General features: G+C 32.5%; 7 protein-coding genes. 4 read left to right on the forward strand and 3 right to left on the reverse strand.

The features are described 5' to 3' along the window. Positions 1–7: 7 nt before the first annotated feature. Together rsiV and CN601_RS04265 are read left to right on the forward strand one after the other, a co-directional pair. Positions 8–880: an anti-sigma-V factor RsiV gene (gene rsiV, locus CN601_RS04260; RefSeq protein ID WP_218923231.1), complete on the forward strand. Its 873-nt coding sequence runs from the start codon at positions 8–10 to the stop codon at positions 878–880. Between the two features lie 286 nt (positions 881–1166). Beyond that, positions 1167–3188, forward strand: a complete 2022-nt coding sequence (locus CN601_RS04265) for an acyltransferase family protein (RefSeq protein ID WP_098170184.1) — start codon at positions 1167–1169, stop codon at positions 3186–3188. Positions 3189–3776: 588 nt separating this feature from the next. Here CN601_RS04265 and CN601_RS04275 read toward each other — a convergent pair. Then, a complete protein-coding gene (locus CN601_RS04275; RefSeq protein WP_179865434.1) occupies positions 3777–7931 on the reverse strand; it encodes a S8 family serine peptidase in 4155 nt (1384 codons plus the stop codon). 435 nt (positions 7932–8366) lie between these two features. Here CN601_RS04275 and CN601_RS04280 point away from each other — a divergent pair, with 435 nt between their 5' ends. Beyond that, a complete protein-coding gene (locus tag CN601_RS04280) occupies positions 8367–9587 on the forward strand; it encodes a helix-turn-helix domain-containing protein (protein WP_098170187.1) in 1221 nt (406 codons plus the stop codon). Positions 9588–9864: 277 nt separating this feature from the next. Here CN601_RS04280 and CN601_RS04285 read toward each other — a convergent pair whose 3' ends face one another. Further along, positions 9865–10665, reverse strand: coding sequence for a M15 family metallopeptidase (locus tag CN601_RS04285; RefSeq protein WP_257131604.1), 801 nt, complete (start codon positions 10663–10665; stop codon positions 9865–9867). A 322-nt stretch (positions 10666–10987) separates the two neighbouring features. On the opposite strand from CN601_RS04285, the gene CN601_RS26815 reads away from it, so the two are divergent. After that, on the forward strand, positions 10988–11155 hold the full coding sequence (locus CN601_RS26815) for a hypothetical protein (RefSeq protein WP_179865435.1): 168 nt from the start codon (positions 10988–10990) through the stop codon (positions 11153–11155). Between the two features lie 534 nt (positions 11156–11689). On the opposite strand, the gene CN601_RS04290 is transcribed toward CN601_RS26815, so the two are convergent. Beyond that, positions 11690–13264 (reverse strand): SagB/ThcOx family dehydrogenase, encoded by a 1575-nt coding sequence (locus tag CN601_RS04290; RefSeq protein WP_098170189.1) that lies wholly within the window; start codon positions 13262–13264, stop codon positions 11690–11692. Between the last annotated feature and the right edge of the window lie 7 nt (positions 13265–13271).

Genomic DNA, 13271 nt, shown 5'->3' on the forward strand with positions numbered 1-13271 from the left:
CAATTAGTTGGATAAGAAATTAGAAAAATTAAGATCGGACTACAAGAATGTCCCCATTCCTGATAACTTGGACATGATCGTTAAAAAAGCAATTAAACGCTCCATGCAAAAAAGATATCCTCTAAAATCGATTACTGGATTTGTTGCCGCAGCACTATTTGTTTTATCAATTAACACTAGTTCATCATTCGCAAAGACTTTATCGAATGTTCCAATACTCGGAAATGTTATTAATGTACTAACTTTTACTGAATTTACTGTAAATGAACCAACCTATAAAGCAGATCTAAAGGTTCCTGCTGTTACTAATTTAAAAAATAAAGATTTAGAGCAAAGCTTGAACAAAAAATACTTAGATGAAAACCGTAAGCTTTATGAACAATTCAAGAAAGAAACAGAATCAGTCAAAAAGGATTCTGGTGCGCACTTAGGAATTGACAGCGGTTATGAAGTCAAAACAGACAATGAGGATATATTGTCCATTGAACGATATGTTGTCAATACTGCCGCTTCTTCGTCAACAACTATGAAGTTTGACACGATTGATAAGAAAAAAGAAATCTTATTGTCATTACCAATCCTTTTTAAAGATCAATCATATGTAAAAATAATTAGTGAAAATATTAAAGAACAGATGAAAGAGCAGATGAAAAAGGACGAAAGTAAGGTATACTGGATACCTGAGGCAAATCTGGATTATTCAATTGATGCTTTTACAAGTATTAAAGAGAATCAAAATTTCTATATAAATAATGATCATAAATTAGTAATCTCATTTGATAAATATGAGGTAGCCCCTGGTTATATGGGTATTGTTGAATTCATTATTCCGACTGATATTCTTTCAAAAGATTTAGTCGGTAATCATTATATAAGATAGCAGGGTTTCCTTAATTTATCCTTAATAAAGCAACAGTATAAACAAATAAATTTAAAAGAGCCTCTCTCATTTTGAGACTTGGCTCTCTTTTAAGCGAAACGAAATAGATATAATCATAAGCCAAATAAATAAAGATAGGGCTAATATAAGTAGTTATATTAGGGGAAGGGGTAGTTTACAATGAACTTTTTGGTTCAGAAAGCTAGAAAGTTAGATTTTCCAAGCGTTCAACATTCTTTTGAGAAAGAAATCGTTTATGAGGTGTTTAAACGAAGAGGCAAAGCTTATGTCTAATACAAATAAACAGTATCGTTACATGGGCGGATTAGACGGACTTAGAGCTTTAGCGGTTTTGTCAGTAATTGCATATCACTTAAATTTCTCCTGGGCATCTGGTGGGTTCTTAGGAGTATCGGTCTTCTTCGTACTTTCAGGTTATTTAATTACTGATCTATTAATTGCAGAGTGGAGTATTAATAATAGAATCGACTTAAAAGGTTTTTGGTTCCGTCGCGCCAAAAGACTTTTACCTGGGATGTTTACGTTATTACTTATTCTCATAGCATTCGTTTCATTGTTTAAATCATCTATGATCGGAAATTTAAAACAAGATTCGGTAGCTGCAATATTTTATTACAGTAATTGGTGGTACATTTTTCATCATCTTTCGTATTTTGATTCATATGCAAACCCATCATTATTAAATCATTTTTGGTCGTTAGCAGTTGAAGAACAATTTTATATCATTTGGCCAATCCTTACTCTATTAGGCTTAAAATATATTAAAAATAAGGATCGACTTTTCTTATTTACATTAATCGGCGCATTTGTTTCAGCAATATTAATGGCTATATTATTCCATCCAGGGAGTGATCCGAGTAGAGTATATTACGGTACTGATACGAGAGCCTTTTCATTACTAATAGGTGCAGCTTTAGCACTAGTATGGCCGAGTCGAAAGCTTACAAATCACGTCACAAAGTCTGGAAAAATTTTAATTGATGTAGTTGGAATTACTGGTTTATTCATTTTTCTACTTATGGTCGGGAAAACGAATCAATATGATAGTTTCCTATATCGTGGGGGAATGTTCCTATTATCAATTTCTGCTGCTATGCTAATTGCGGCGCTTGCACACCCTACAAGCAAGATTGGTAGATTCTTATCAATGAGGCCATTGAAATGGATTGGATTACGTTCATACGGTATATATTTATGGCAATACCCCGTAATTATATTATTTACCCCTAAAGTAAATGCAGGTGATGTTTCAATCTTTAGAGCACTTATTCAAATTACCTTAATATTTGTTCTTGCAGCACTTTCATATCGCTACATTGAAGATCCGATTCGAAAAGGCAAACTAAGATTACTTTTAAAGAACTTCCTCTCAGGAAATATTAATATAAAAGAATTCTTCTACAAACATATCGTCATGATTAGCACGTTTGTTTTATTAGCTGGAATTGCTAGCTTTGGGCTATCAGTACTTCCAGACGCTAAAGGAGTAAAAGCAAGCTCAGAGGTAGAGTCAGTTCAATCCGTATCAAAGCAATCAGCTGAAACGGTACAAAACAATGTTAAAACGCCTCCTTCAACTAACGTAGTTGATCATGATAAAGTAGCAACGAAACCAGTTCAGCATAACGAAAGCAATAACCCATCAAAAACCGATGAAAAGCCCGTTGCGAATAATACAACAACCAAACAAAATGAACCAGATCAGAATGTACAAAAGAATGACGATAAAAATGAGAATAAGAATGAAGATCAGAATTCGAATGTAAATACTAACCAAACTCCAACTAACACTAATACACCTGATGTTACGGATAATCAAAAAAACATCTTTATTATTGGAGACTCGATTGTTATTAATTCGATTCCTCAGCTCAAACAGACCTATCCATCTTTATCAGTAAACGCTAAAATTGGTAGACAATTTACTGAAGCAACTAGCATTATTCAACAAGCTAAAAACACAAATTCGCTTGGTAATATTGTTGTCATTGAACTAGGTACAAATGGTCCGTTCACCGGAAAACAAATGTCTTCTCTAATTGATTTAATTGGAAAAGATCGAAAAATTTTATTTGTAAACACGCGAGTACCTAGACCTTGGGAATCTTTCGTTAATAAAACTTTAAGAGAAGTTTCAAATAGATATCCTAATACTAGAGTTCTAGACTGGCATAGTGCTAGCGCAAATCATAGCTCATATTTTTCACCAGACGGCGTTCATTTAAAACCAAACGGCGCAAAAGTATTTGCTTCATTAGTAACAAATGCAATTGAATCATGGAAGTAAAATGAGTAAAACCACAAGGGAATCATGTTCCTTGTGGTTTTCTTTTTGTTTTTTTATCGGATTGTCGCCATTCTTTGGCGCGGAATGGCTCTTATGAACAAAATTTAGTGGTTTATGTACGAAACTCAGTGGTTTATGCACAAAACTCACCCATTTATGAACAAAACTAACGTATTTACGCACAAAAACAGCTACTTTACTAATAAGGTTCACAACTTAATCAACACAGGACATATTATGTTCGCTGTCCAGCAGCTTACTCATTATCAAATTTTTTGGTTTTAGATATCAAAACAAGTCCAATAATCAAAATAACGATATATGAAAATAAAGCATACTGTTCCAATCCAAACGGTAAGATAAAATTAAAATCGCCACTGCTAAACCAAGGGACAATGCCTCTTATCAAACCTTGTACACTTATAATAAATAAGGCAATACCTAATACTCGCAAAAGCGTATTAATAACCGTTCACTCCTAATTACATTAACATTTTTCAATTAACAAGTTTATCTTAACATAGCTAGCAGAACTTTCTAAACGTAATAAAACCACAAGGTAAATCCCTTGTGGTCTAAATCTTTTAACTAATTAAAGCTCTTCTTCAATTCTTCTAAAGTTAATTTACTAGTTTTTTCAACTGGTTTAATTGAAGTAGGGAAATATGGATTTGTTGTCATAAAGTTCTTTTCAACATAATTGAAGTCTACTAGATCAACTACGCCATCTTTATTTAAATCTTCCTTCAAGTTATCGCCTGTTGCCTTCGCTTTATTTGCAATTATTTTTGCATCGAAAATATCGATTACATTATCTCCATTTAGATCTCCCGCTGCAGCAGTGTCAGTATAAGCGAAATAGTCTATACCTTGGACTTTTCCGTCTATTAATTTACTTAATTTAAGTTTTTTACTATATTGATAGTGCCCTGGAATGTTGACTACTAATGTGTAATCATCTGCAGTTGCTGGAATATCAAAAATAGTCATATATCCATTTTCTGAAATATCCGCTTTATATTGTTTTCCATTTTTGTCCACAACATATGCTTTTACACCTAATTTTGAATAATCTAAGTCATAGTTATAAAAGTTTACTGCCTCACCGTGGAAATAACCTTCCAAAACTGAGTGTTGAGCTATGAATTTAAAGTGATTAGCGTATGTTGGTAATGTAACTTGATTTCCTTCATTTGTCTGATAAGTTGATTCCTGATAATAAAATCCGCTTTCTCTCATATAGTTAAGATCACTCACGACTTTTAGATTAATATCTAACAAATCAATATTGCCATTAATTTTCACCGGTAATTTTGTCTTTTTGTCCTTAATATCAATCGAAATTGTCGTCATATTTGACCAAGTGTCTTCTGTTACTTGTGGTTTACCAATACTAACACTCCAATTATTTTTCTTTATTAACTCATCTAATTGCTTCGATTGCTTTACACTCATGACTTTATAATAGTTAGGAATATTGATTGTTGCATTTGCACTTGTTAAATCTTTTGCATTGTGGACAGTAAATGTACTTGTAAACTCTGAACCAAGCGTTACTTCTTTCGCCGCTGTATTAATCGTTGAATATCGATCACCTTTATTAATAATTGTAAAATCAGGGAAAATCGGGTTACCAGCAGTTGCATAATCATAAGTATAAACTGCTATATTTGTAGGGTAATTAGCATACTCCTCTGGTAGTACTCCAAATTTAAAATCTCCATTTGCTGTAGGGAAAAATTGTGCTGTTGGCCAAGATGAATCCTGGTAAGCATAAACCGTATTCGCTTCTTGTGTCAGATTATGTCCTCTGCTCTTTAAATAGTCAATCGTATCATCATACACATTACCGTGGACCCAGTAAGCTTTGTAATCTTTACCATCTATTGGGTTTGTTTCAGTTGTTAAATCTTCACTAGTAATTTCATTTATGCCTGTCTTTTTATCAAATACTACTTTTGGAGGTGTATTATCAATTACCATATCATTGTCTACCTTATAGGTTTTTCCATCTGCATCTGTACCAATATAAGAAACCATATATTTGCCCTCATCTAATGATTCATATTCTAGTGATAGTGGTTTATTTGGGTTGCCTGTAAATAATTTTACATCACCTGAAAATCCGTACATCACTAAGTAGTCTGTATCAACATTTGCTCCATCTAAATCGAAAGTACCGTATAATCCAATTGGTTTTCCAGATAAATCACTAACAACGACATCTATTTTTTTCATTTCACTGTTTAATCTGATCGTAACTGGAGTAAATGGTAATATATCTGGGTGGTAATTACTTAAATCACTCGTAATTGCATTCTTAAAGAATTCAACCTTTGCGAAGCCACTTGTTGCATATCGAACATGGAATGGAATTTGATATTCCTGTGTCTTTGATTCATTTTCTACGTAAATATATCCTTCATAAATACCGACCTCAGCAGAATTTGGTATTGATATTTTCGCATCTACATTAACGCTCTCGTTTCCATTAACTGCTACAGTTGAAGGTAATTCTAGTTTTACTCCGTTTTTACTAGCATCCTTTGAAACATTATCAATCGTTAAAAATTCTACTCTCGTATGGTATGTTTCATTTTGATTACTTAAGTTTTTAATATTAATTGATGTTGTTCGATTTTGTTCCTCACTTGTTTGTGTAATACTTCCAAATGGTAACGAACCTGAAACATCATCAATCTGTTTTTTTAATCCATCCTCATCTAATGTATATGTTTTATTCTGAACTTCGACTAAAGTCGTATTATGAACGGCTTCATATGCATCCACTCGTCCAGCTCCAACTTCGTTTACATTATAAGTTCTTCCTTTTAAAGGATCTGCTGTATTCATAAGTGCAGCTTTTACATCTGCAACCGTATAATCTGGATGGGATTGAAGAAGTAATGCAGCCACTCCCGCAACATGCGGTGTAGCCATTGAAGTTCCATCCATACTAGCGTAACTAGTTGAATAATCCGTACCCTCCTGGGGATTGTTTATATATTCTGGAACCGTTGAAAAAGTGGATACTCCAGGTGCAACTACATCTGGTTTAATATCAAAATTATTACTAACAGGACCACGGGAACTAAAGTCTGCTAATACATCGCCCGTTGTCATATTTGACTGTAAATCTGTCATTTTTAATTCAGCATCTGGATTCTTTTTAAGTTCATCTACAATGCTTTGCCCTTCATCTTGACTCATTTTAAAGGTAGGTACATACCCAAAATTTTCACCTAAGAAAAATGGAATCTCATCTTCTATATTGTTATAAATTAACACTGCTACTGCCCCTTTTTCATTAGCACGGCGAATTTTTTCGTCAAAAGATAATGTACCGCGTGAGATTAGTGCCACTTTCCCAGTAACATTTTTATTGGCATAATCTTCTTCCGCACCGATTCCTACGTCAACAACATTCAATTTTTTATCAATAACACTTAAATAATCTTTCCCTAAGCCGTGAGCCATTAGCTCATTACTAACTACAGCCTTACCTATACTCGTTTTTACTGTCGGTATATCTGTAGGAACATCACTTGCCCCAACAGTAATTGCTAATGGTGATGAACCAGGTGACCCTAATGATCCTGGTGTCGGACCCGCATTTCCTCCAGCTACAACAGGAACTACCCCTTGAAGCGCTGCATTATTAATTGCTACAGCTGTAGCATCCAACGAATAATTATTACTGTTTCCTAAAGATAGATTAATAACATCCATACCATCTTCTACAGCCTTCTCAATACCAGCTATAATCCAAGAATCATATCCAGAACCATAGTGACCAAGTACTCGATATGCGTATAAATCAACATTTGGTGCAACGCCGGTCATCGCATATTCAACATTATTACGTGGGTTTGAAGCAATTGTTCCTGCTACATGTGTTCCATGTTCGGTAACAAATGGTCGACCATCGACTTCGGCAGGCTCACCAGAAGCGATAAGATCAGCAGGCGTTGACTCCATCGGATCTGAGTCATTATCTACAAAATCATAACCACCTTTATAAGCATCCTTTAAATCCGGGTGATTATAATCTATACCTGTATCAAGAACTCCAACCTTAATTCCTTGACCATTTATATCCTCGTTATGTAAACGATCGGCACCTAAAAGTGGTAATGATGGAGGGACTACTTTATTTTCTTTCGAATCTTTAGTGGTTAGCTCATTAATTGGTACACTAACTTTGTTATCCTTCCAAATTCGTTTGACTACACCCGTTTCAAGAAGTGAATTGATTCGATCCGTAGGAATTGTCATAGCCACTCCATTAAATACATGTTCAAATGATTGCTTAATATGAAACCGGCTAGTTGCCTCCTTCGCTTCTTGATTTATTTCTGCTTTTTGGTTTTTCTTATTCCATATTTCCGATAATCGCTTTTTAAAAAATTCTTGTTCGCCTCTAATTTTTTCTCTTTTACTTTTTGACACTTCTTTTATTTTTCCATTTTGATCCTTTTCGATTGGTGAAGTTTTAAGCTCAACTATAATGTTTGCGTTTTTGTCCTTTAATGATAATAAACTTGGATCCACCACAAAACCTTCTTGTGGAGTTAATCGTTTAATTGATTGTCTCTGCTCATCCGTAAGTCCCTTTAAGAGTGTTTCTACAGAATTAGAAGTTGCATAAGACTTTTTTGGGGGCATTAAATAAGTTGTAAAAAAGCTCGTAGTCAATACACTAGTTACCATCACGTTTAACACTTTATTCTTTCTAATCTTCATTTCCATGCTCTCCTTCTCTTTATCCTTCGTTAGATTAACTCAGTGAAAATTGAATCTTAATAGAACACAAATCAAAAATGATTAAGTATCTAAATCTATTTCATTCCTCCTATTAAAAAAATGATGTAAAATTAGATTAAGAATAATTAAATAACTCTAACAATTTGATTGTAATTTAGCGATTTTTCATGGTAAATAGGGGTTATTTCAGTCCAAGTTTTCATTTGAATTCTTATTTCATGACAAAAAAACGTTTCTAGATTGTCTTTTTAGGATGAAAGTCTCATATTTTACTAAATTTATTGATTGATAGATTGTATTTTGGAAGAAAGTCATCTAAATTCAATAGAAATTTTTATTATAAACTTGGGGGAATTGTTGGTTTTCTACTACTCAAACTTTTAATAAAAGGTTTTCTAAGGGGAGAAATATATTATGTATGAGGGGAAAATCATAAAATATTATCGAGAAAAATCTCAAATGACACAAGAGCAATTAGGAAAAGGTATTTGTTCTAGTACTCATATTAGTAAAATTGAAAGATCTCAAACTGAATATGCACATGAAATCATTACACTACTATCAGATCGACTTGGAATAAAAATCGAGCAAGAGATATTAAAATTACAAAATATCAAAAAGCAGATCGATAATTGGCAACAGGCAATTGTCATGCAATTATTTGATGAAGTAGAAAAAATAAACATAGAGCTTGAACAAGAAGAGCTAATACGAATATCAAATTATATAAATCAATATAAACTACTTCGTATTCGATACTTTTTAATACAGAATTTAGTTGATAAAGCCTTGGAGCTCATCATTGAAATCAAAAAAATAAAGCATAAATTATCACCTTATGAATTGAATCTTTTTAGACATGTGTTAGGAATTTACCACTTAACAATACACGAGCCTTTAAATGCCATTCAAGTTTTAAAAGAAATAAATAATGAAGAATATGCTAATGAGGAGTATTTTTATCATTTAGCATCAGCCAATCACTCAAACGAGTTGTCTGTAATGGCCTATTTCTATGCTGATAAAGCTCGTCAATATTTCAAAAGTATAAATTCCTATCTACGTGTAATTGATTCCGAGATGCTTATGCTCATACAAGTTAAAGATAATGAAGACTTTACAGAAATCATTAAAAGATTTGAAAACTTAATCCAAAGCTGCGAAATTTGCAAATCGAACGAACGAAAAGCTAGAGTATATCATAATTTAGCATTTGAATACTATCGAAGAAACGAATACGAATTAGCGAAAAAATATTATTTCGAATCGATGAAATTGAAGGATCATAAATCGATCCCATACATACTTTCACTCGAAGGATATATACGAAGTTCATATTATGGAGAACTTTTACCCAAAGGAGAATTACTACAACTTATTAATGAAGGCTACCAGTTAGCTTCCGAGAAAAACGATAAATTGTTTATCTGTTTATTCACCTTATTAGATCTATTAATTTTAGAAAAAGAACATGATTATCATCGATATTTATCGGATTACTCATTACCATATTTTAAAAAATTAGGCTTTGCGTATTTAATCAATCAGTCAGAAAAAGAATTGTTTAACTATTATTTTAAATGCAAACAAACACGCAAAGCACTTAGAATGGCCAATACATTAATAAATCAATAAAAAGCATGTCCTCTTTGAAGGACGTGCCTTTTTATTATGTTGAAAATATGTGGTTGATGTCATCTTTTTGCTTATTTACTTACTCATGAACCTCTTATGAGTTAATTTTTTTTAGATTCACTCTCTTTTTTTAACTCATGAACCCCTTATGAGTTAATTTTTTTCAAATTCACTCGCTTTTTTTAACTCATGAACCAGTTTTTATTTCAGCACACTAAAAAGGCATGTCCCATTATAGAACATGCCTTTTCACCCACTCTTCCTACCTTAGCTTTTCTTATTTCTTAGCTGGCATTGCTTCTTCCAGTGCAAGATGTTTTGTATATAAATAAGTAGCATATTCTTTTCCTACGTAACGAATGTGCCATGGCTCATAGTGATAATGTGTTAAGTCTACTTTATCTTCAGGATAACGAATGATAAATCCGTAATCATGTGCATGCTCTGCTAACCATTTTCCTTCAGGCGTTTGTGCAAATCCGACTTCTAAAGCATTACCAAATGATGGTGAAGAAACGTCCATAGCTAGTCCAGTCTGATGTTCGCTTGTTCCTGGATATGCACTGTATGCTTTAGTCCATTCTTCGCCATGTACAGATAGATAATTATTGTATAACGAAACTTGTCGATCGTATGAACGATATCCAGAAATTGCAGTTAATGTATATCCATCCGATTTTGCACCAGCAAATAATTTTTCTAATGCATGAGCAGCTTCACTTCTCATTCTTGTTTTATCTTTTACTGCTCCATTTAAAGGAATGGATGGATAGATAAGATCGCTCGGTTCATATCCATCTGGTAGTTTTCGATCTTTATTAACTAAAACTAAATTTGAATCGATGTTTAACACTTCTAATAAACCGGACTCGTCTTCTTTTGTTGTTTTATAATAATCTGGGAAGTTTAGTACATTATTATTTTTAACAATATCTGTTTTGACTTGATCGTTTTTCTTAATCACAATTGTTTTAGGTTCTTTATTATGATTCTGATAGTTTATAGTACCTACAACTCCTGCTGCTATAACTAAAGATGAAATGGCTATACCTATAATTGGTTTTTTTCTACTAGACACTTTCTGTTCTCCTCCTATATTTTCTATATTTTTTATCATTTTTCATGTCACAAAAAATCAACTTTAACTTTAAAAAAAGCAAAAACTTTACTTTATATTTTCTCTACTAACAATAGACGAATTTAATTATACAAAAAGTTTTATAATCTGACATTTTTTTTAATTATATGTCATGGTAATAAATAGTATTTTTAACAATTCTAAAATTGTGTTAATATAATTTTATTGATGGATATATAAATAAATTTTTTAGAATTTTTAGGAAAAAAGAATTCACTAAAAACTAATACATCTAAGAAACTATATACAGGAGAGAAAAATAATGAAATGGTTAATTTGTTTTGGTCCCCTATTAGAACTAGCCATAACTGCTACTATTGCTAAGTTTTGGGCTGAAGACTTTAGGGAAATTGCACCGATTATCATACTTCAATTTTTACTTTATACATTTTTAATTACACCAATTATACTTTGGGGATATTTACGTTAAATATTTATTAGGATAAAAAACCTTCTTTTTGAAGGTTTTTATTCTATATTTAAATAACAATCAATCGAAGAACACTACGTATTTTTAAGTCAAAAGTACTATATAAACTAAATTGCATGTCGAATGTATGTCGAGTCAATTCACTATTTAATATCCTAACTTAAAAATGTTTCAAACGTGTAACATACTAATTAAAAATTATTTTTTAAGTATTTTATAAACTTAAATGTTAAGTAACAAATTCCAGCAGTAATGATCAATGATATAAAAATAAGTAGAATTTGCATTAAAATAATGGCGTTACTTAAACTCATATTAATCATTCCTTTTTATTCATTTAATATTGTTATCGGTATTTTTTTATTTATTTATACAATGAGCATGTTGCTATTTTTAAGCTCAAAAAAAAATAAGGATACTAAAAAAGTATCCTCATTTCTCATTGATCCAATATATGATAATCTTGTGTACTTTTAATTTCCACTTAAATAAAATCGCTGTCTTTCTTTCTTCAGCTCTACCCACTTTTAAAAATCAACCGTGCAAGTTTCCTAGCATCCAAGGTCTATTTCGATAATATCCGATCGGGATTTGTATTAGACTTGTTTTTTCTGTTTCTTCTAATTCATATATTTCGTCACACAGTTTTACATCATATCCTAATAGTGGATGGCCACCCATTTCTAAGGCTGATGCGGCGATCAGTAATCGCTGCACCATCATGCCGGCTTCCATTTGTTGAATTCGGTAGCCACGATAGCTATGTGTCGACTTGATGTGTTCTTTGTTTCCTACTACATGTATGCAAATTGGGATTTGGCATAAGTTTACAGTTGAAGCATTCATTCCATATTGAAGCTGGATTCGATGATCACCTAATTTGATTTTTATTAAGGAATGAGTAAGATCATCATAGCAATATGCGCCATCGGTAATCCCCTCGACGTTGTGTAAACACATATATAGTTTGGGACGATTTTTATTTTTTTTGAAGGGTTCGTCTAAATCGTTCAAATACGAAAAGGTGGCTGTTGTCTCTTGAAGTAGTGTCGCTAGAGTTTTTTGACTGACGGGACGTATTGTAAAGTCTAATTCAGGTGAAAAGCGTTTCTTACATATAGCTGCTAGATCATATGATAACATACTGACTTTAGGCAAAGTTATTCGTTGCTGACCTTCTATAACTTCATCACTTTTGTCTACTTTTTTAAATGATTGAGTCGATTCCATCATTGATAGTTTATTCATTTTAATCAGCATTGGGAATTCTCTTATATTTTTCGATTTTAATATATACTTGTGCGAAACTGTTGGTAATTCTTTACTTAAATCTGTTGAATTGAAGCTCATGCTTTTACTATTTTCACTAGAAAATAAAGACGATTCTTCAATAGAAATCGGAATTGCAGCGTATATACTTTCCTCCCGTTCGTGCACACCAATTAGATGGTTGATTGCTTGATCTAAAAACTGATAGTATACCCCTGCTTTAAACCCAAAGCGTTTTGACACCTCTAAAATCTGTCCAATTAGTACACCAGCATCTAAACTTTGGAGACGATAAGAAAAATTATTATATTTAAAGAAGTTTTTCCAAAACATTGTTGAAATAAAAATAGTACCAAAACACTTAGGAATATCACATCTATTTCCTAGAGCACTTGATACATAAGAATCAAAGTTTCCTTCTCTTAATAAAACTAAGCAATGTCTAGCTACATCATAATGATAAATCCCGGAAGAGACTTTATCGCTTTTTAAATATAAGTATAATTCATTAGGATATAAGCCCCCACCAGAAGGTACAAATCTTCGGTTCGACGACATCATTTTAACGGTCTCATTTGAACCAGAAGGGATAGCCGTTTGGGCAATTTGAGTTAATCCATATACATACCATAGAAAATATCCTATTTTGTTTAAGCTCGGATTTACTGCGTTTTTTTCCTCTGTTAAGGACAGTGGCACGTCCAGTGAAAGAGGTATTATAGGTAAATCTTTGTATAATTTATAAGTTAAAGGCGCATCCTCCCAGTCTACTTCCCAGTTTGATTGATTTGCCTTTTCAATATCAAAATGAAGGTTGTGTAGAAATGTTTGTAAACTCATCTAATGA

The organism is Bacillus sp. AFS017336, from assembly GCF_002555445.1.
GTDB lineage: Bacteria > Bacillota > Bacilli > Bacillales > Bacillaceae_G > Gottfriedia.

Bases quoted from the DNA above. Each gene is read 5' to 3' on its own strand.
- CN601_RS04280 (WP_098170187.1), top strand. From the start codon at position 8,367: ATGTATGAGGGGAAAATCATAAAATATTATCGAGAAAAATCTCAAATG.
- CN601_RS26815 (WP_179865435.1), top strand. From the start codon at position 10,988: ATGAAATGGTTAATTTGTTTTGGTCCCCTATTAGAACTAGCCATAACT.
- CN601_RS04290 (WP_098170189.1), bottom strand. From the start codon at position 13,264: ATGAGTTTACAAACATTTCTACACAACCTTCATTTTGATATTGAAAAG.
- CN601_RS04275 (WP_179865434.1), bottom strand. From the start codon at position 7,931: ATGAAGATTAGAAAGAATAAAGTGTTAAACGTGATGGTAACTAGTGTA.
- CN601_RS04265 (WP_098170184.1), top strand. From the start codon at position 1,167: ATGTCTAATACAAATAAACAGTATCGTTACATGGGCGGATTAGACGGA.